The organism is Bacillus sp. mrc49, assembly GCF_002803435.1.
In genome coordinates this window covers 31,740-52,982 of record NZ_PHNG01000690.1, presented here as the reverse complement: position 1 = coordinate 52,982, position 21,243 = coordinate 31,740, and the positions used below count along the sequence as shown (strand labels likewise).

General features: G+C 42.0%; 16 protein-coding genes and 1 pseudogene. 5 read left to right on the top strand and 12 right to left on the bottom strand.

The features are described 5' to 3' along the window. Nucleotides 1-293 precede the first annotated feature (293 nt). A complete protein-coding gene (locus tag CVN76_RS31020) occupies nucleotides 294-440 on the bottom strand; it encodes a lmo0937 family membrane protein (protein ID WP_155645337.1) in 147 nt (48 codons plus the stop codon). Between the two features lie 272 nt (nucleotides 441-712). Here CVN76_RS31020 and CVN76_RS13565 point away from each other — a divergent pair, with 272 nt between their 5' ends. Both CVN76_RS13565 and CVN76_RS13560 read left to right on the top strand, forming a co-directional pair. Further along, nucleotides 713-1,033, top strand: a complete 321-nt coding sequence (locus CVN76_RS13565) for a YckD family protein (RefSeq protein ID WP_100531688.1) — start codon at nucleotides 713-715, stop codon at nucleotides 1,031-1,033. Between the two features lie 171 nt (nucleotides 1,034-1,204). Continuing rightward, nucleotides 1,205-3,178 carry a S9 family peptidase gene (locus CVN76_RS13560; RefSeq protein ID WP_100531687.1) on the top strand — a complete coding sequence of 658 codons (1,974 nt, stop codon included), beginning with the start codon at nucleotides 1,205-1,207 and terminating at the stop codon, nucleotides 3,176-3,178. A gap of 386 nt (nucleotides 3,179-3,564) precedes the next feature. On the opposite strand, the gene CVN76_RS13555 is transcribed toward CVN76_RS13560, so the two are convergent. The 3 genes from CVN76_RS13555 to pbp4 all read right to left on the bottom strand — a co-directional run bounded on the left by CVN76_RS13555 (nucleotide 3,565) and on the right by pbp4 (nucleotide 7,918). Then, nucleotides 3,565-5,586, bottom strand: coding sequence for a peptidoglycan D,D-transpeptidase FtsI family protein (locus CVN76_RS13555; protein ID WP_232732215.1), 2,022 nt, complete (start codon nucleotides 5,584-5,586; stop codon nucleotides 3,565-3,567). Between the two features lie 25 nt (nucleotides 5,587-5,611). Continuing rightward, nucleotides 5,612-5,794: a hypothetical protein gene (locus CVN76_RS13550; protein WP_157805662.1), complete on the bottom strand. Its 183-nt coding sequence runs from the start codon at nucleotides 5,792-5,794 to the stop codon at nucleotides 5,612-5,614. A 93-nt stretch (nucleotides 5,795-5,887) separates the two neighbouring features. Further along, entirely contained in the window at nucleotides 5,888-7,918 is a 2,031-nt protein-coding gene (gene pbp4, locus CVN76_RS13545) for a penicillin-binding protein PBP4(5) (protein WP_100531685.1), read from the bottom strand. Nucleotides 7,919-8,559: 641 nt separating this feature from the next. Between pbp4 and CVN76_RS13540 the strand changes: the two genes are divergently transcribed. Next, nucleotides 8,560-8,946, top strand: a complete 387-nt coding sequence (locus tag CVN76_RS13540; protein WP_061140318.1) for a BlaI/MecI/CopY family transcriptional regulator — start codon at nucleotides 8,560-8,562, stop codon at nucleotides 8,944-8,946. 1 nt (nucleotide 8,947) lies between these two features. Then, complete coding sequence (locus CVN76_RS13535; RefSeq protein ID WP_100531684.1) at nucleotides 8,948-10,756, top strand: BlaR1 family beta-lactam sensor/signal transducer; 1,809 nt, start codon at nucleotides 8,948-8,950, stop codon at nucleotides 10,754-10,756. A gap of 699 nt (nucleotides 10,757-11,455) precedes the next feature. Here CVN76_RS13535 and CVN76_RS13530 read toward each other — a convergent pair. The 8 genes and pseudogenes from CVN76_RS13530 to CVN76_RS13495 all read right to left on the bottom strand — a co-directional run bounded on the left by CVN76_RS13530 (nucleotide 11,456) and on the right by CVN76_RS13495 (nucleotide 19,904). Further along, nucleotides 11,456-11,887 (bottom strand): annotated as a pseudogene (locus tag CVN76_RS13530) (CBS domain-containing protein). Nucleotides 11,888-11,964: 77 nt separating this feature from the next. Next, nucleotides 11,965-12,801 (bottom strand): MBL fold metallo-hydrolase, encoded by an 837-nt coding sequence (locus CVN76_RS13525; RefSeq protein ID WP_100531683.1) that lies wholly within the window; start codon nucleotides 12,799-12,801, stop codon nucleotides 11,965-11,967. A gap of 92 nt (nucleotides 12,802-12,893) precedes the next feature. Further along, nucleotides 12,894-13,874 (bottom strand): ABC transporter permease, encoded by a 981-nt coding sequence (locus CVN76_RS13520; protein WP_100531682.1) that lies wholly within the window; start codon nucleotides 13,872-13,874, stop codon nucleotides 12,894-12,896. Continuing rightward, a complete protein-coding gene (locus CVN76_RS13515) occupies nucleotides 13,867-14,781 on the bottom strand; it encodes an ABC transporter ATP-binding protein (RefSeq protein WP_100531681.1) in 915 nt (304 codons plus the stop codon). The genes CVN76_RS13520 and CVN76_RS13515 overlap by 8 nt, the downstream gene beginning before the upstream one ends. After that, nucleotides 14,778-15,569 (bottom strand): SGNH/GDSL hydrolase family protein, encoded by a 792-nt coding sequence (locus CVN76_RS13510; protein ID WP_100531680.1) that lies wholly within the window; start codon nucleotides 15,567-15,569, stop codon nucleotides 14,778-14,780. Before CVN76_RS13510 ends, CVN76_RS13515 begins: the two co-directional genes overlap by 4 nt. 274 nt (nucleotides 15,570-15,843) lie before the next feature. Further along, nucleotides 15,844-17,040 carry an MFS transporter gene (locus tag CVN76_RS13505; protein WP_232732211.1) on the bottom strand — a complete coding sequence of 399 codons (1,197 nt, stop codon included), beginning with the start codon at nucleotides 17,038-17,040 and terminating at the stop codon, nucleotides 15,844-15,846. A 20-nt stretch (nucleotides 17,041-17,060) separates the two neighbouring features. Further along, entirely contained in the window at nucleotides 17,061-17,648 is a 588-nt protein-coding gene (locus tag CVN76_RS31015) for a hypothetical protein (RefSeq protein ID WP_157805661.1), read from the bottom strand. A gap of 72 nt (nucleotides 17,649-17,720) precedes the next feature. Next, nucleotides 17,721-19,904: a PAS domain S-box protein gene (locus tag CVN76_RS13495; protein WP_232732209.1), complete on the bottom strand. Its 2,184-nt coding sequence runs from the start codon at nucleotides 19,902-19,904 to the stop codon at nucleotides 17,721-17,723. 376 nt (nucleotides 19,905-20,280) lie between these two features. On the opposite strand from CVN76_RS13495, the gene CVN76_RS13490 reads away from it, so the two are divergent. Beyond that, complete coding sequence (locus CVN76_RS13490) at nucleotides 20,281-21,153, top strand: YitT family protein (RefSeq protein ID WP_373921344.1); 873 nt, start codon at nucleotides 20,281-20,283, stop codon at nucleotides 21,151-21,153. Nucleotides 21,154-21,243: the final 90 nt, after the last annotated feature.

Here is a 21,243-nt window from a genome sequence, read left to right as displayed (position 1 = left end):
CTGTTCACCAGGAAGCCCTTTCCATTTTAACAGGGTAGGGCTTGGTGTCACACAAAATCATGAGAGCATTCATCTCCCTGATGAATTTTACAGGTGGAAAAGGCTTTCCTCCCCCGTTTTCACGCACAGTGGCATGCACCAAGCAGAAGCCTTTCGCAAAATGAGTTTCAACATACCGAGAATGCTTAAAGTACAAAAACGAAAAAACTGGAGACAGGCTCGTTTCATGACGAGTCTGCCTCCAGTCCATAAAGGGCGGCCTGGTCACTTGGCCTCCCTTCTACGTATTTCCTCTACATTCGATTCCTGCCTTTAAACACTTTAACCAGGATCAGAATGACCGCAATGATAAGCAATATATGTATAAAGCCGGCAGCCACTTTAAAAACTAAACCAAGTACCCATAATAAAATAATTGCACCGATAATTGTCCAAAACATGATAATCTCCCTTTCTAATATCCTTCCCATCAAAGAATTTTTCCTGATGGCTTACATTTAAATTACCCATTTCTTTCAGTTACAAACCCCTTTCCACAAGTGGGTGAACCAATTTTTTTACATAAAACTGTAAATGATGTAAAAGATAATAACGAAATAAAGAATATCAAAAGGCCGATAAACAATTCATATGCGGAAATGTCCCTTGTTTTTGGATTATTATTTATCGACCTGAAAGAATGATATAACAAAATAAAAGGAGTCGTTCATTCATGAAAAAATTTTTAGCCATCTGTTTGACTGCCTGTTCCCTCTTCCTCGTTAACTTGGATCACCCGGCTGCACAGGATTCGCAAGCAAACCCGGAAAGAGTCCAATTCACTGAAGCTCAAAAAACCGAGCTTGCCAAAATTCAAAAGCGGATTCTTGCGGACAAAAAGGAATTGATTGGAAAATACGTAGAGTATGGCGCTCTTTCGAAGGAAGAAGGCGATAAAATGCTTTCACACTTTGAAAAGCATTATAAAATGATGGAAGAACATAATTTCCAAATCCCGCCTCACCGCCCTCATTCAAGGAATATGCATAAATAATCCGCCAGCCCTTTACTCATTTGGCAGGATAATCCGACCTGATCCCAAGGCCGGATTTTTTTCGTTTCTTTCATTCTTGATAAATAAACCTGACGCGTTTACCATTTACTAAAGGATTTATATTTCACTTTAGCGAAATACATAACTATGAGAATGGAAAGGGTGAATAGGATGAACCAAACAGGTATAACAGCAAGAGACTTATTTCACTTGAAATCGGTAACCGATCCAAAGCTTTCACCAGATGGCAGCATGGCGGTTTATGTCCAAACGAGAATCGACGAAAAAACGGAAAAGTACATATCCAATCTGTATATGTTCAGCCTGATCACGAACGAAACAAAACAATGGACCTTTGGAGATAATCGCGATACATCACCTGCCTGGTCCCCAGATGGTAAGCATATCGCCTTTTTATCAGATAGATCAGGGAAAAAACAAGTCCACATCATGTGCAGCATTGGCGGGGAAGCTCGGCAGCTTACCCATTTCACGAATGGTGCAACCACCCCTATCTGGTCGCCATGCTCCACCAAGCTGTTGCTTTCAACAGCTTTGAAAAAGGGAGAAACACTCGACACGGCAGAGGAAAATGAATGGTCTAAAGAGATTCATCGATATGACAGGATCAAGTATAAATGGGATGGCAGAGGCTATTTCGATCATTTATATCACCAGCTAGTGATAGTGGATGTCTTGAAGAACGAATCAGTGGTCCTAACCGATAATGGCGTGGACCATCTTCCTAATGCCTGGTCCCCTGACGGTCTGCATATCGCCTTCGTATGCGGCGACGCAGACAAAAGTGATGATGAGCTTTTTTCAGATATTTTCACCATGGAAGTTGAAACAAAATCTCTACGGAAAGTAACGAATAGCACTGGGTTTTATAAAGATCCGAAATGGTCTCCAAATGGTGAATATCTTTCCTACATTGGCCATGATAAGGAATTTGCCGGTGCGACCCTTTCAAAAATCTGGTTATATACCTTTTTCGATCAAACGATTCAGTGTTTAACGGATGGATGGGACGTCGAGATCGGGGATTCAGCAATCGGGGATTTTCAAATCGGGGCAGTCGACCCAGGAATCTTATGGACAAACGATAGCCAGGGCTTTTACTTTTTGATTAGTGATTATGGAAGTACCGGCGTCTATTATGGTTCGATTGAGGGAGCCATGTATCCCTCCATCCTCGATGCCCAGCATATATACGGTCTGACTATAGATCCGGAAAGCCATCGTGCCGTCGTGGCCATCAGCACTTCCGTTCATCCGGGCGACCTGTTTACTTATAACCTGACAAATGGAGATAAAGAACAAATCAGCTTTGTAAATGAAGATTTTTTGAAGGATAAGCATGTATCTTTAGCTGAACCCATTTCGTTTCCAGCTGCCGATGGCCTTACGATTCACGGCTGGATCATGAAACCGGCCCGTTTTGAGGAAAATCAAAAATACCCACTCATCCTGGAAATTCATGGCGGCCCACATATGATGTATGCCAATACCTATGTTCACGAATTCCAGACATTGGCTAATGAAGGGTATGCAGTTTTGTTCACAAACCCCCGTGGAAGTAAAGGGTATGGCCAGGATTTCGTCAATGCTTGCCGAGGGGATTATGGCGGCATGGATTATAGCGACCTAATGGCTGGTGTTGATTATGCTTTAGCTACATATGACTTTATAAACGCGGAAGACTTGGGGGTTTCCGGTGGAAGTTACGGCGGGTTCATGACAAATTGGATCGTCGGTCATACGAACCGCTTCAAGGCTGCTGTAACCCAGCGCTGCATTAGTAACTGGTTAAGCTTTTATGGTGTCAGCGATATCGGCTATTATTTTACAGAGTGGGAAATCGGGGGCGATATCGTTCATTCTGCCGAAAAGCTTTGGCACCACTCCCCTTTAAAATATGTGGGAAATGTGGAAACTCCATTATTATTGCTTCATGGTGAACGTGATTATCGCTGCCCGGTAGAACAAAGCGAGCAATTTTTCGTTGCATTGAAGCGACAAAACAAAGAAGCGGTCCTCGTAACCTTCCCAGATGAAACTCATGAAGTGTCGCGCAGTGGATCACCGAAGATGCGGCTTGGGCATATTGAGGAAATCAAAGGATGGTTCAATAAATATTTTTAAAAACAAAGATGCTGTCCCAAAAGTCGCAAAATGACTTTTGGGACAGCACCTCCTTGTAACCCAATGAGTGAAGTTCTCCCTTCAAAAGAAGATCACGATGCAAATATTCGCGCAAACATTTTTCGCTTTTCTTTTCATCTCAGAGGAATATGACCGTTCCGTCATGGTTCGTAATATATTCACCGAGTTCGAGCTTCTCAAGGTACTTTATGTGAATAAATTCTTGTACCTTCTTATATTCGATTCCCTCCATTTAATTTACTCATAGCCTCACTCTATCAATTTAATCATCTCATAAACATGGAAAACACTAAATTGTTCATTATATTATTGAACATCCTTACATTTTCAAGGAATAAAACGACTCCGCCTATCCCATATACTCATCATTCGTGCGGTTCTTGAACATCCTCTTCGAAAAATGCCTCCATAATTCCCTGTCCAATCTTCTGGCTGATCGGATGAGAGTTTGTCTTGGCATTTGGGACTACTACTGAAAAAGCTACTTCAGGATTGTCGTAGGGAGCATACCCCACCAGTGTCAGGTTGTTCGTCGGTTTGTCTGTATATGTCTTTCGTAATTCAGGATCATAATAAAAGGATTGTGCCGTCCCTGTTTTACCGGCTATTTTATAGCTTTTGTATGGATATTTATTGAAATGGGAGGCAGCGCTCCCGCCTTGTTCGTGAAACACTTTACGGAACCCCTCTTGCACGCGTTCAATCTTTTGTTTATCCATATCAATGCGATTTAGATAAACTGGAGAGACGCTTTGGAAAATGACAGGATTTTGGTCTTCCATGACCTGTTCGCGGACCTCCTTAAGAAGATGTGGCTGCACCCTATATCCTCCATTAGCAATTGTCGATATGTATTGCGTCAGTTGCATGGGAGTATAAGTATCATATTGGCCGATTGTAAAATCCAGCAAATGGCCTGGGGACCCTCCTTGGCCGCGATATCCGCTGGCTTCATTCGGTAGATCGATTCCTGTCTTAACCCCAAGCCCGAATTGATTGAAATAATAGCGAAACGTTTCAAATGCATTCGAATCCAGCGGCAGTTTCATGTTTCTATAATAGGTCTTCCCAAGCATACTCATAGCCGTCTTGAACATATAGACGTTGGAGGATTGCTTCAAGGCAGTCAGGTCATTGACCATCCCCATCGTTCGTACTGACTTCTTGACTGGGGTACTCAGTAAGTAGATAGGCTCATCCAGGAAAGACTGACCAAGTTGGATGGCACCGCTCTCATACCCGGAAAGTACTGTCGCCCCCTTTACAGATGACCCCATTTCAAAAGATGAGTTGACATTGCCAAGGGCATGATCGGTCGCTACCCACTTTCCGTTGACTTCTTTAATTTGTTTTCCAACCATAGCCAGAACTTCTCCTGTAACGGGATTCATCATGACGACAAAGGCTTTATTCAGGAATGCCCCTCCTCCATTCCTCTTAGCATTAATCAATTCAGCAGTGAGTACCTCTTCTACCTTCTCCTGTAAACCCATGTCAATAGTCAGTATCAGGTCCTTACCAGGCTTACCAGCTGAGACCTCATGAGTTCCAATAATGTTTCCTTTTCTATCTGTTTCAATTTCCGTCACGGAATTCGTGCCCCTGAGGACATCTTCATATTGGTATTCCAATTGGCTTTTTCCTACCCGGTCATTCCGGCTGTAACCTCTAGATAGGTAGCCGTCGACCCCCTCTTTCGGTATCCCTTCATCTCGAGACGTCGTGCTTCCTAATACGGAACGAAATAATCCTCCATACGGGTAAGTCCTTTCCCAATCCGTCAAAATATCCACTCCAGGAATTTCAGACAGCGCCTCACTCACTCGGGCTAATTCTTGATAGGTTACATTTTTGTCCTTGATTGGCTGAGGAGTATAGGCATAGCCCTTCTTCATTTCTCTTAAGATGGCAAGAACCTTCATTTCACCATTTCCGATGTCTTTTAAATCGGATTCAGCAATCCGGTCCAGCTGTCTCTGATAAATATCATTATTTGTCAGCTCTTGGTTCTGCAGCTCCTTGTCTGTCAGTTTCTTCAGTGCTTTCTTAGGACGGGTCACGATCCAATAATCTTTCATGTCCCGTTCTGTAATCTTATCTGTTTTGATCGATATATACGCTGAAAGTTTCGTAGCAATTTCCAGCAGTTCAAGATCTGTTTCATTTCCGGTTTTAGTATAGATAATGATGTTTGACGCTTCATTATCGACAATCACTTGATTGTTCCTGTCGTATATTTTCCCTCTTGACAGGTGATGCCTCACTTCTCTCATATTGGTACCATTCACTTTCTTATCGTACATATCCCCTTGATAGACCTGGACAAAAGCTAGTCTGAATATCAGAACGGCAAACAATGCAAACACAAGGGTCGTAATAATAAACATCCTAGTCGATTCCATCCGCTTTTTTTTAATCCTCTGCCGATTTCCCAACGTCCTGTTCCCTCACTTTCCCCCTATTTTTTTCATTTCGCATCGTCAGACCGACACAAGCTATGCCTACGGTACAAAATAAACCAAGTGTAAGAGGCTGAGGAAAAATAGTGTATATCACACTGCTGATAATCATCACCTGAATATGTATGGATCTCATTGGTCCCTCCATTTACTCATCCTGCACACAACTTCATTTTAATTGGTTGGCTCCAACCGCCATCAGCTTACGAAAAAATCCAGCTGACTTTCCTTATTCATTCTCCGCTAAGTACTGATCCAGCACAGGCTTTATTTTCGCGGTTACATAGTGGCTTCCCCCGCGATTTTTCACATCCTCCACAATGGCTGTAAGCAAGATAGATGGACTTTTTGTATCAAACACGACCACAAAGCCATTTTCCATCCCGTCTTCGCCTTTCTTGCTCTTCAGCTCAGCTGTCCCCGTTTTTGCAGCCAGTACCTCTTTGGCCGTCTTAAGATTATGGGCAGTCCCCGTATCACGCTCCACCACCTGAATCAGTGCCTTTTGGACGGTTGAAGCAACCTCACTGGATATGACGGGTTTGTCGATAGGCTTATTGTTTTCTTCCTTTATCAAAACAGGCAGCACCATATTTCCGCCCTTCACAAACGGTGTAAACGCAGTCCCTAAATGGACAACTGACATCAGGACTTCTCCCTGTCCATAGGCGGAGTCAGCAAGTAAGACTTCATTCTCGATTCCATCATTGGATAGCTGACTCTTTTTCAAATGAATCGGCAGCTGGAAATCCTCCTGGAACCCAAATGCCGAAGCATTCTTCTCAAAATTGGCAGCTCCCATTTCCAGGGCTTCCTGAGCGAAATAGATATTATCGGAATAGGCCAGTGCATCAACCATGTCCACCGGACTTGCTTCCTTAACACGGGTGACAAAATAGCCTCCCCAGCTGTTGTCCTTCCTCCACTGCAAGCCGGATATTTCTCGTTTCTTCTCCGGGAATGTCGTTCCGGCGGTGAGTCCGGAGGCTGCAGTAATTGCCTTGAAGGTTGATCCTGGTGCATATAAGCTGGAGAAACGGTTCAAGAATGGAAGCTTCGGGTTTTCACTGTATGCCTTCCACTGGTCTTCCGTCATCCCGCTCACCATTAAATTCGGGTCGAAGGATGGATAGCTGACGAGCGCTAACATTTCTCCGGTCACAGGATGGATCGCTGACACCGCACCCGCATCTTGCTTCATCGCTTCATACATGTTACTCTGCAATGCAGCATCGATCGTCAGATTTATGTTTTTACCATTGATGACATCCACTTGTTTAAGAATGCTTTTCTGTTCACCTTTCTCGTTCTTAATTTGTATGATGCCGCCCTTCTTTCCTCTTAACTGCTTTTCATACACTTGTTCCAGTCCCGACTTACCGATGTAATCTCCTGAAGTGTAATCATGGCCGGCGTCCTTTTCAAGGTCTTCACTCGTTGCTTGCTTCACATACCCAATCAGATGGGCAGCTCGATCTTTTTCAGGATAATACCTTATCTTTTTCGTTTGGAAATATACTCCCGCTAAATCCTCATCAATGCTTTCCGGCTGAAACTCTGCAGGCATGACAGCAATCGGGACGAAGATATCTTCTGTCACCCACTTTTGATCAAGCGCCTGTTGAAAGCGTTGTTCTGGAATCTTGAAATAAGCGCTTAGCTTACTTATTTCAGCTTCCTTGGACTCTCCAAGCTTCCCGGGGATGATCCCCATTTCGTACACATCTTTATCTAGGGCGAGCGGGTTACCATTTCGGTCAAGGATTTCGCCCCGTTGCGGCAAAAAGGACTGAGCGCTGACCTTATCTCCTTTTTCCATCCCAGCGAAGATCAAAGACGGATCCCACTTTATTTTCCATACATCCCCATTCTCTGTTTTCTCTTCTATAAAAAAAGTTTGATAGGACGCTTTCACTTCTCCAAGAAATGTATTGATTTTCACCTTGAAGATTCCTTTATACGTCTCGCTATCATCTTCGTAAAGCAACTCTTTGGATAAAACTTCAATTGAAGAAGTCTCAATACCCGAAAAAATCGCATGATACTTTTCGGTAAAACTCTTTTTCGAATAATCGTATGTTTCCAAATCTCCTTCTGAAATAAGTTTTGACATTTCCTCGTAGTTTTGTTGGGAAAATTGTCTGACATATTCATTAAAAACTTCTTCCGGGGTAGCTTTGTTCGCTTTAAGATAATGCAATAGAGTCAGTACTCCAACTGTCAATGCTACAACTAGCACCAATATGATTATTTTTTTCATGGTTTTTCACTCTTCCTCAAATATGCCTGATTTGCAATTTTATATTCTGACGAAAATAAAGCATAAAATTTACCATGTTGCTCTCAATCAGATCAAACATCTTAATGAACTCTTTCCAACTTGGTTAATATTTAAAGATCCTTATTATCTTCGTTCACTAAATGCTTTGGCTTCGTTATGCCTTTCAAAAATGTTTACTAATCGTTCACTATAAATAACCAATTGAAAGAACTACTACTGCACCTCCCCTCCAGTTTACAAACATATAACTATTACACGTGTAGTTTTTTAAAGTATTACATATGTAAGATTTCCAGTCAATACAATTATGCTTAACATACCCACTGTATTATTTAGAACTTACATTTGTAAGTTTAATGGCTAAAATCATTTTACCGAAATATCGCTTTTTAAAATATGGATAGGATAGGTAGACATGAAGAATTAAGCTAGGTATTGAAATATTGAAAAAGAATACACGTTTCTCCTACCATTTTTATTTAATATATAGAATATGAAAATGACATTTATGATAAATGAAGGAAAGTGTTTTACGTCTTCATATAGTTGCATTGACTTCTAAAAATATGAACAATATAATTAAATTATTACAATCGTAATTTTAAGGATGGTTAAATATTATGAAAAAAACACCCCAAATTTCAGAAGCAGAGCTTGAAATTATGAAAATAATTTGGAAACACCCTAATATCAATACCAATGAGGTGATTGAAAAGGTATCCAAAACTAGTAAATGGAGCCCTAAAACCATTCAAACAATGTTATTAAGGCTTATAAAAAAAGGGGCACTGAATCATTATAAGGAAGGTCGTGTATTCGTTTATACACCAAACGTTGATAAAAGTGATTATTTGGAAATTGAGAGTCGCAGTTTTTTAGAACGTTTTTATAATGGAACGTTAAATTCTATGGTATTAAACTTCTTGGAAAAAGATAGGATGTCAGAGGATGAAATTAATGAGCTGTATCAAATTTTAGAAAAACGTATGAACAGAAAGAAGGAATAACATGAGCAGCTCTTTCTTTACTTTCTTTCTCATCAGTAATATCACATTGTCTCTCATTTATTGCATGATCTTACTCATAAAAAAGCTATTAAAAATTCAAATAACTGTAAATACCCAATATTATATCAGCGTCATATCCCTTTTGTTATTGATTGTTCCTTTTATCCCTTTTCATTTTCTAAAAACAAATTCTTTTTTTGATTGGATGATAAATTTAGGTGCAAGCAATCCAAAGTTATCGAATATCCATTCTGCAGGTAAAACATCAACAACAAGTGTTCAAAATGCAAATTGGCTACAAGATTTTTCCCTGTCAATTGAACAATCACCTTTCCGAATGATGGATTCTATTTTTTTCATAGTATGGATATCAGGAATGATTTTTATCCTTTTGGCTACTTTATATAGCAATCTAAGAATTTACAAAATAAGAAAAAACCTACAAGCCATAGAAAACAAGGGGTTATCCACGCTTTTTCATACATGCAAAAAGGATATACATTTTAATAAAAAAGTGGTCTTGGGGTATTCCTCATTGATAAAATCACCCATTACTTTTGGTTTCATCACTCCATATATTGTCATACCAAAAGATATTTCCATGCTTTCTACGGAAGAGATGAAATGTATACTGCTTCACGAGTTGTATCATTGTAAACGAAGAGATATGCTAGTGAACTATTTCATGTGTCTTGCTAGAACTGTATATTGGTTTAATCCTCTCGTATGGTATTTCTTGAATGAAATGAAAACCGAGATGGAAATATCATGCGATTATGCAGTTTTAAGATCGCTGGATGATGAGTCACATCTAAAATATGGTGAGGTTATTTTAAAATTCGCATCTCTTTCTAAACGTACATCATCTTTGTTAGTGGCTTCGGAAATTAGCAGGTCTTACAAACAGGTAAAAAGGCGTATTGTTAAGATCAGTGATTTTCGGGTTGAATCAAATATGCTAAAGATGAAAAGTGCTCTAGTATTCATCTTCTTTTTAGCAATCATTTTGATTAGTATTCCTTCTATATCTGTATTGGCCCTGAGCAAAGAAAAAGAAACACATCCTCTTTCTTATACTAATGTAGTGTATAAGGATTACAGCAGCTTTTTCGATAAACTTACGGCAAGTGCTGTAATATACGATACCAAAATGAAGCAGTATACTATATACAACAAGGAAGAAAGCACTACCAGGTTTCACCCTACTTCCACTTACAAGATATTCAGTGCATTGTTCGCTCTTGATTCTGGGATCATTTCAAGGGACAATTCCCAAATGACTTGGGATGGAACCTTATATCCATATGAGGAATGGAATAAAGATCAAGATTTATTCTCAGCGATGGAAAGCTCATCCTCATGGTATTTTCAAAAACTCGATCACCAGATAGGAAAAAGGAAATTACAAAATTACTTTGAACAGATACATTATGGAAATCGCGATTTATCGGGCGACTTGTCTAATTATTGGCTAGACGGTTCACTAAAAATTTCTCCTGTCGAACAGGTGGATATGTTGAAAAAATTCTATGACAATGAATTTTCTTTTGAACCATCTAATATTCAAACTGTGAAAGACTCCTTGCTTTTAGAAGAATCAAATGGCAATCTGTTATCCGGAAAAACGGGGACGACAGCTGTAAACGGGGAAAATATAAGTGGCTGGTTTGTAGGATATGTAGAAACTTCAGATAATACCTTTTTCTTCGCCTTTCACATTCAAGGTGAAAAGGATTCAGGTGGAAGCAATGTTGCTGAGATGGCACTTTCCATCTTGGAGAAGGAACATATTTATCAATCCGTATTCTGATAGATACGATTTTTTAATTTATTTTTGCGTTTCTCCATATAAACTCCAAGATAAGAGCATGTATTGTTGCTGCGGGCCAAAACATGCTCTTATTTTCCTTGTTTTGCTGTATTTTCCCCTACTGTATTATATGAGGAAAGACTCTTATGATGAGATTCATCTTCTTGCGCCTTCATATCAGCACTATACCAACTCCATGACGAAGAGGACGTGCGGTGGAGCCCCTTCGACGTGAACGCCAGAGGGGCACCCTCACCTGTCACGCTGCTCCCGAAAAAATCTCGTACTTTTGCTCCAATCAACCCGAAATAGTTTCGTTTTAAAAACAACAACCTATACGAATGAGCCTAAACAAAAGAAAAAAAGAGACATCCTAGTTGTCCCTTTTTATACCTTTATCCAAAACCCACACCATACTCCTACCGTCTAACCACTCTAAGATGGGAGAGAATTTGATGATTTTGTACTGGCCATAGCGGTACTAGATCGACTGCTTCACACTCGGATACTTTTTTTATCACCTTGAATAAATGGGGAAATGTAAACCAGTGGAAATGCCCTTATTCTCTGCCAATAGGCATGGAATTTCGTCCTTTTCCTTATTTAAAAGTGGAAAGAATTAAATCCATAATCAGCTAAATGAATCGAAGCATAGATCAATTCGCCTTGGCACCTTTGCTAAACAGGCCCTTTTTGTTTTTAGTGCTGTATTTGATCTCTATCCTCGGAAATTGAGCTTAAGGCAATGCCAGCCTCCGAACTTGTTTGTTTGTGTATGGCTAGATCCCCTTAAGCAACGATACCGAGCAGCTTGCCATTTTCGACAATAGGAAGTCTCCTGATTTGTTCATTACCCATTAACTCTTCCGCTTCGTCCACTGACATATCGGGAGTGCCCGTTATAAGATGAGTGGAAATCACGTCGGTTATTCTGGTCGAATTCGGTTTTTTTCCGGCAACACAGCGAAGCACGATATCCCTATCGGTGATGACGCCAACCAACTGGCCACTATCCAAGACAGGAATGATACCAACATCATGGTCCTTCATTTTTACGGCTGCCTCATAAATATTATCTTCCACTGTACAAAAGTCCACATCCGTAGACATAATATCCCTTAAAGTAGTCATGGAAATCCCTCCATTATTCAAGCGTTTCTTGATTATTGTTGACTATAGGAAAGATATTATTCAGCTTGATACAAGGTTCATTCCACATACTTCCCATGATCGGGCTTCGCCAACGAGTCGAATTCCCTTGCTAGCTTCGATAGCCCACTATCCAATTCTTCCCCATCGACAGGATATCCGTGCCCCGTTACAGCCGCCTTGGGCTTCAATGCTGCCAGCACGCTCACCGATTGCTTAGCCGACTCCCAATCGGTTGTCAAATACCGCGGCGGGCCTGATATTTCCCTTTCCTGGGTGAAAACCTTATATAAAGAATCTTGCCTTACATTCACAAAAGCATCCCCCGCAATCAGACTCCGATCACTTTCCCGAAAAAGTGAAATATGACCTTGGGTGTGACCCGGGGTATGAATCCATTTCCATCCGTCAAGAAATGGGATAGACTGGTCGTCTGGAAGGGGTTGAACTTTTTCGTCCAGATTGATTCCTTCATTAGGAAACATCCAAGAAATCTTGGCAACCATTCCCCCTTCTACAGATGGGTCAGGCTCTGGGTAACTTTCTTGTCCCGTCAAATAAGGCATTTCTTTTAGGTGGGCATAGACAGGCACCTCCCAATGTTCCATCAGTTCGATCAATGCACTAACATGGTCGAAATGGCCATGAGTCAATATGATGGCTGCCGGTGGATGGTTTGGTCCGTATATGGCTTCTGCGGTCTTCTTTATTACCTCAGCTGAACGTGGCATTCCGGCATCGACCAATACCCATTCATCCCTTTTCGGAAGTCCTAAAAAAATGACATTGACGATTTGAACCGTTAGACAATAAATACCCTCCCTAACTTTCCTGACATCCCCATTGCTCATTGATGTCATTGGCAAAATTTTTTCATTCAAATGGTGATCATCCATGTTTAAACCTCCTGATTTGGACATATTGTCGTTAGATTACCCTTTACATGAAAATAAAAACCAGCCTATAATTTTTTATAGGCTGGTTTTCATTAATAAACATCCTTCCGGGTAAAGGCGGCAAACGAGACGAGTAAAGCAAGCAGCCACCAGACGAGAAGCGTTATGACGGAGGATAAAAGGGTCATCCCCTCGATTGGCGGCGCCGAACCGCTAATGTAGGTGGTCAACTTCAAATTCACCATGAAGAAATATTTTGCTGATTCCCATGAAGAAACCATATTGTTCAGGATAGCTCCTGAAATCAAGGCTGCTAGCATGATACCCATTCCTGCCGGTGTACTGCGCACGAGGACCGATAGCATGAACGAAAGCGTTCCTATCACGACCGCAACCAACCATACAAGTCCCAAATCCATCAAAAGGAATTTCCATTGTTCCACTAGCCTTACTTGGCTGACATCCACATCTGCGCCGTTCAATTCGAATCCGGTAATGACCGGGGCCGCCCAGCCTTGATAGCCAAAAACAAGACCAGATAATAAATAGGACAATAATGCTGTCATCGCCACGATAATCGATACCGACAATAATAAGGTTACATATTTGCTCATTAAGATTTTCCACCGCTTCACTGGCCGTGTCAGCAGAAGTTTAATCGTCCCTTGACTATTTTCCGAGGAAACTAAATCGCTTGCTACAATCATGATGAGCAATGGAATGAACAAATCGATGGCATTTTCCAAAAACATGCGGGTAAAAGTGGCAGCCCCTGGTTCTGAGGGGTTTATATCGTGATCAAGGTAATACTGCTGCTGCTTCAGTCCCACTTCGAGCTGTTCACGCCACTCATCGAGCATCCTATTTGAGCTTAAACGATTTTGTGTATCGATGATCTGCTGCTGAAGGGCAGCTCGCCAATCGGTAGTACCTAACTTCTCCTTCTGCTCTTCCGCTTGCTTATATTGTGCGTACGTAAACATCAGCACCAATATCCCGACGATGATCCCAATTATGACCAATCGTTTTTTTGCCAACAACTTCATCATTTCATTCTGGATCAAGTTATTCAATACCAGCACCCCCGCCGCCGGTTACTTGTAAAAATAATTCCTCAAGGCCCGGGAGCTTCCGGTTCATTTCATGCACCTTCACTCCTGCCCGGATAAGTGCCGCATTCCATTCAGGTGTTTCAAGTTCATCGTAAGCGGTAATGATGTATTTTTGGTCCATGCTCACTTCCGTGAACCCACTTAGGATTTCCAGTCCTTTTTGGACTGGCTCAACTCTCCACAAAATTCTCTCTTGTGTAGCTAATAGCCTTACCACAGTATCCGTCTGAATTATTTGTCCATTTTTTATGATGGCAACCCGGTCACAAAGCTGCTGGATTTCACCTAATAAATGTGATGATACGAGAACACTCATCCCTTCTTCTTCTGCCAATTTCCTGATGAACTGACGCATTTCCCGGATCCCAGCAGGATCAAGGCCATTGGTCGGTTCATCCAAAATCAACAGCTTCGGACTATTCAGCATGGCCTGTGCAATTCCCAACCGCTGCCTCATTCCTAGCGAATAGGTCTTCACTTTATCATGAATTCTCGCTTGCAGGCCGACCAGTTCTACAACCTCGCCTATTCTTTGCTTACCCACTTCAGGCAGCATTCTGGCAAAGTGAAGCAAATTATCCCAACCACTCAAAAATGGGTAAAGTTCTGGATTTTCAACGATACAGCCCATGTATTGCATCGCCTTCGTGAAATCCTTGCGTACATCATGCCCGCAAATTCTGATGGATCCCGCAGTTGGCTTAATGAGTCCAACCAGCATGCGTATGGTCGTCGTTTTACCGGCCCCATTCGGCCCTAAAAAGCCAAAAACCTCGCCTTCATTCAGGTCAAAATCGATTCCTTTAATAATTTCCCTATCGCCAATCTTTTTTTTCAAGCCTTTGACAGACAATGTCACCTGTTTCATCGTTCCTCATCCTCCCACTTTATTAAAGGAGCAACCCTATCTGCTATTAAACGGTACCCCTTCTTATTAGGGTGAAAATTATCCGTATATAAATAATCATTAACAGACAATTGGAAAAGGTCAAAAGTCGGCACGAAAATGGCATTTTTATAGTCGGCCACGACTTCTGCCGTATCATTATTCCAATCCCTAACAATTCGGTTCGTATCCAGGTCATCATCCAATTCTATAAACGGATTATATAAACCAAGCAAAAAAATGGTAGCTTTATCATTGACTTGATTGATATTCTTAAAAATGTCATTTAAGTTTTCCATATATTTCTGTTGCGATTCTGAGATGACCTGACTATCATAATCCAACAGCGTCTGACCTTTCTGAAATAAGTCATTGCCGCCAATTGTCAGTAAAATAACATCGGCCGCCTTGATTTGGCGCCTCACTTCCGTTTGCTTGACTTGCTGCACTAATTCTTCTGAAACTTGTCCATTGATGCCGAGGTTGTGAATGATGGGTTTATGCTTATATTCACTCTCCAAATCTTCTAAAACAAGTCCGACGTATCCTTTTCCTGACTCATCACCTGTACCTCGTGTGAGCGAATCACCCAATGCCACGACCGTAAAGTCATTAGGCAGATCCTTTTTGTTGGGGACCGCTTCATTTGCTCCCAAATCAGAAGTTTTCTTTCCATAATGATCAAAAATCGTCCATCCGAGACAAAATAAAAAAAACAGTCCGACAACCGCTGAAACTATCGTAGTAACCAACACTTTGGTTTTGCTCAAGAATACTCATCCTTCCATTCATTCTCTACTTTCCATTAAATCATATTATTTCCAAAAACAAAAAACTGATTGCTCCCGAAATTAAAAAATCAAGATATCCCTTAATCGCTCGGAGTCTCGAGCAGGTGCAGATGGCTCACGAACCGCCTCTAGAAAGCTGATTGGCCTGCAGGAAATTGGAACGGTACAACTATCCTTTTAAAACAAAAAAAACTGCAGACATTCCCCAGTACTCCCTAGGTCGTCTGCAGCGGTATTCAAAAACGGAATACCATTACATTTCTAATCTGCCGGCCGTTCTCCTTGGCACTTTTTGTTCATTATCCAATCTCATAAGCCAGATTGTAAGCAGCATGCCAATCAGGGTAAGTACCCCGTAGAAGAAATACACCGCATATATACCTGAATGATCCAGGATGATTCCGCCAGTAAAGGTGCTGAACCAATTTCCCAATCCATTGCCGATTGCCGAATAAAGCGTAATGGCTGTAACGGTTATATGGGCTGGGACAACTTTGCGGATATACTGTAAGGCTGCAGGAATGAATAGGCCCAATGAAAACCCTTGGATGACTGAAGTCACGTATACCGTAGCTAAACTCGGTTCGCTAAAATACAGTCCCCAGCGAATCAACGAGGCTGCTCCAGCCAATAAGGTAATGGGCAGCAAACCTATTCTATGAATCCAACTGCCCGCCATTCTCATGAACGGGATTTCCGACAATACAGCCAGGAGGAAGGCAATTCCGATTCCAGTATATGTCCCGCCTCTCGCCTCAACAAATAAACCATAATATACGTTATTTGCCAAATTTGGACCAAAGAGCAGGAATGTTATCGCAAGGAATATTAGGAATCGTTTCATTTTAAACAATTCCTTCATCCCGCTGAAAACCTTCACCTTTCCTTTTGGCGGCTCTTCCGGCAACCGGAGTGCTAGAAAGGCCGCAACCAATAGACCAAAGAAAAAGGCGTAAAATATAACCGCTGGACCAATGATCGATTCAGATAGCTTTCCCATCATAAAAACGGCCACACCAAAACCGAGTGAACCGAATAAACGGATTTTCCCATAGTTCGATTTGATTCTAGTCGTGTATTGAAGCGTGATGCTATCCGAGACGGGAATGATGGCACTTTGAAAGACAGCCAACAAAATCGCAACGGCGACTAAAAGTAAATAGGGCTCGAACAGCAAGTACCCTAACCCGAATACACCAGCAAGTAATGAGGTCAATGCCAGTATTTTTGCAGGTTTTCCGCTCCAATCACAGACAATTCCCCAAATGGGCTGAAAAATGATCATCACGATCGGTCCTACAGACATGATCGATCCTATTTCAAGACCGGACAAGCCGGCTTCGTTGGCTAAATAAACACTTAACAGCGGCGTTAAACTTCCAACAGCAAAAAAAGAAAAGAGGTAAAACACCTTCAAACTTACAATATTAGCTCGTATTTGCTTTTCCAAATCCAGTTTCCCCCATGCAGTCATCTTCTCCCGCAACAACCGTTGCCTTCTCCAATTTTACTGATATTCATATTCATGAAAAACGCCTCAACGTCCCTAGGCATGATCCGGCCGCCACCAGACATTTTCCGGCCTTGCGGGCGCATGATCCGGCCGGCTCCCGACATATTCCGGCCTTGCGGGCGCATATTCCGGCCGGCTCCCGACATATTCCGCCCTTGCGGGCGCATAATCCGGCCGCCACCAGACATTTTCCGGCCTTGCGGGCACATATTCCGGCCGGCACCAGACATATTTCGGCCTTGCGGGCGCATATTCCGGCCGGTACCAGACATATTTCGGCCTAACGGGCGCATAATCCGGCCGACACCCGACATTTTCCGGCCTAATGGGCGCATAATCCGGCCGCCACCAGACATTTTCCGGCCTAAGGGGCACATAATCCGGCCGCCACCAGACATTTTCCGGCCTTGCGGGCACATAATCCCGCCGGCACCCGACATATTCCGGCCTAACGGGCACATAATCCGGCCGGCACCAGACATATTTCGGCCTAACGGGCACATAATCCGGCCGGTACCAGACATATTTCGGCCTAACGGGCGCATAATCCGGCCGACACCCGACATTTTCCGGCCTTGCGGGCACATATTCCGGCCTAAGGGCGCATGATTCGTTCATCATTTACGGGGCCAAGCGTTCTTTACAGGTTTAATCGGAAGCACGATTTTAAAGACCGTACCTTTATTGACCTCGCTTTCAACAAAGACTTTTCCCAAATGGTTTTCAATGATTTTGAAGCTGATCATCAAGCCTAAGCCATTTCCCGATTTTTTTGTGGTGAAAAACGGTTCCCCCAGTTTCCTTAGCTGCTCAGGCGGCATTCCCATTCCTGTATCGATTATCGATATTTGCACGTTTTCCTCTTTACGTTCAGCCATGACTTTAATGGCTCCGCCACCTGGCATCGCTTCCATCCCATTATTAATGAAATTGAGAAACACTTGTTTTATCCGATTCTCATCACAATTAACGAGTATTTCTTCATGGATGCAAACGAGTTTAAGCGATACGTGCTTCTTTCTTGCATCAAACTCCGTCAGTGATAGAACATTTTCAATGATTTTCACGATATTCTTCGTTTCCAAATTCAAGGACTGGGGCTTGGCCAATTGCAAGAATTCTTCCACGATCTCATTGACCCGATGGATTTCATCTAGGATGATCTCGAGATATTCCAACCTGGTTTCGTCCGTTTCGTCTAATTGCAGGTATTCCGTATACCCTTTCATGGAAGTCAATGGATTCCTGATTTCATGTGCAACGCCAGCAGCAAGCTGCCCAACTGCCGCCAATTTATCCTGCCGATGAAGCATCTCTTCCGTTTGTTTACGCTCTGTTATATCATACCGGATGGATAAAAACTGAAAAGGCTTTCCATTCACTCCGAAAAACGGAACGATGGTTGTATCCACCCAATAGAAGCTCCCATCCTTTGCCTTGTTCCTGATTTCCCCCTTCCAAACCTTCCGATCATGGATGGTTCGCCACATCTCCTCGAAGAACTCCTTGGAGTGAAGCCCCGAATTGACCAACCTATGAGTCTGGCCGATCAATTCATTTCTGTCATATCCGGAAATCTCTGAGAACTTTTCATTCACATCGATAATGACACCTTTTGCATCCGTGATAGCAACGATCGAGGACTGATCGATGGCGTAATGCATATCCTCTAGTTCCTGTATGGATCCCATCAAGTCATATTCCGCCTTTTTCCGGCGCGAGATATTTGAACAGATTGAAATATATTGATAAGGTTTACCCTTTTTCATAAACGGAACGATGGTTGTATCCACCCAATACGTATCGCCGGTTTTGGTTCGATTGCAGATTTCACCATTCCATGTCTGCCCCTGGCCAATCGTGACCCATAGATCTGTGAAAAACTCTCTTGAATGGTAGCCAGAGTTGATGATGGAATGGTTTGTGCCGATTAGTTCCTGCTCTTCATATTGCGATATTTCCATGAACTTTTCGTTCACATAAGTGATGGTCCCTTTTGCATCCGTGATAGCGACGATTGCCGATTGATCTAACGCATGCCTGATATCATTCACCGTATTATCACTTTTTGCCAAACGCCTACCAACGATCGTACTTGAACCAATCAGGCTGGCAAGGATGAACAAAGAAACTACGCAGACTAGGTATAGCATGAATGGAGTAAGTTGTACAAAATCCCCCCGTCCGTCCTTACCGTCGACCGGTATCGGTATCACCCGCAACAAAAGATAATACCCTTCAATGATTGCCCCGCCCATCATCAATGTGCTGAGCGGCTTTAATGATGATTGACTGACCCTTTTAAAGTAAAAGAAGATTGCGAGCGCTGTTGCAAAAATGCTAAAAATGATGAGCAGCGTACTGACAAGCAGATACGGGTTATATTGCACGGAGTGATTGATGGTTAAAATGCTCATCATATAATTAGACAATAATGCCAACGTAAGCATAAAACTGCAAAAAATGATTTGCAGCAATTCTGTTTTATACGAAATGGCCAGTAGCCCTACCGCAGAGAGCGAAATCGCCAATAGTAATGAAAATAATATTGTAGAAAAGTTGTATGATGCAACTCCAGAATTATCGAGTGTAAATATGATCACCAAATTAAGTGTCCATAGGGCCACCCCCATCGAACAACTGCTTCCTATAAATAAAAGGCGCTTATACTTCTCGACCGACAGGAATGTTGTCAATAAATCCAATGCCGTATAACAGGCCATTATGATTAAAAGTGCCGCTATCATAAACAGGATGGGATTTAATGCTACGATTGAATGTTCCATTATTGCAATGATCACCTCGTTCTCCTATATTGTAATGGAAAATTACAGTGACTCAAAGGTTTTTATTTCCTTTCACCCACGTCTCTTTTGTCAGACCCGTTCCAGCTGAAGTTGAGACTTTCTTTCATAAAATCAAAAAAAATAGAAATACTATTCTTTTGTATAGAGTAAAATAGAAAAAGGACAAAGCCCAACGACCGTCCAATCAAGCTTTGTCGATGCGGTGTATATTTCATGACCAAAATAATTATACAGAAAATATATTAAATATGAATGTTAATTTCTTTATTTAATGATCCCTATATGTTTATAATTAAATTGAGACGTATAGAGAGAAGGAGTGAGAGGCATGATTATGTCAGACCTAGCAGGAGCAAGCACAGCGGAAATTATGCAAAAAAAGACCCAGCATAAAAAATTGACGCTAAGACAAATTTTACAGAGAGGTCTTTTGATTACAATCGGCGCAGTTTTGATGGCTGTCGGCCTCGAGATTTTTTTGGTACCGAATAATGTTATCGATGGTGGAATAACAGGGATTTCGATCATGTTATCCTACATAACTGGTTGGAAGCTCGGTATCTTCCTTTTCATCTTGAATCTCCCTTTCTTTTTTATCGGGTATAAACAAATTGGAAAAACCTTCGCATTATCTACCCTGTATGGAATTTTAGTCCTTTCCATAACTACCACATTGCTTCATCACGTACCAGCATTCACACAAGATATCCTCTTAGCATCCGCTTTTGGCGGAATGATTCTTGGCATTGGTGTAGGAATGGTCATTCGATATGGGGGCTCATTGGATGGTACGGAAATACTGGCCATCCTCGCCAGCAAAAAGCTCCCTTTTTCCGTTGGAGAGATTGTCATGTTCTTTAATTTATTCATCCTTGGGAGTGCCGGTTTCGTTTTCTCTTGGGATCGTGCCATGTACTCAATCATTGCGTATTTCGTAGCCTACAAAACGATGGATATCGTTATCGCTGGTTTGGATGAATCCAAATTCGTATGGATCATCAGTGATGAGTTCGGTGATATTGGAGACGCAATCATGCACCGCCTTGGAAGGGGCGTAACCTTTTTGGCTGGTGAAGGCGCTTATTCCGGGGATGATAAAAAAGTTATCTTTTGTGTAATCAACAGGCTTGAGGAAGCAAAGCTTAAGGATATCGTGAAAAGTTTCGACCCGTCTGCCTTCCTTGCTGTGGGTGACATCGCGGAAGTTCGCGGGGGCAGGTTCAAGAAAAAGGATATTCATTGAACTTTTCAATTACCCTTCCTGCTTTTTTCCAGGATTCTAGGCAAAAAGATAAAAAAAGCTGAAGGGAATTCCCTTCAGCTTTTTTTATCT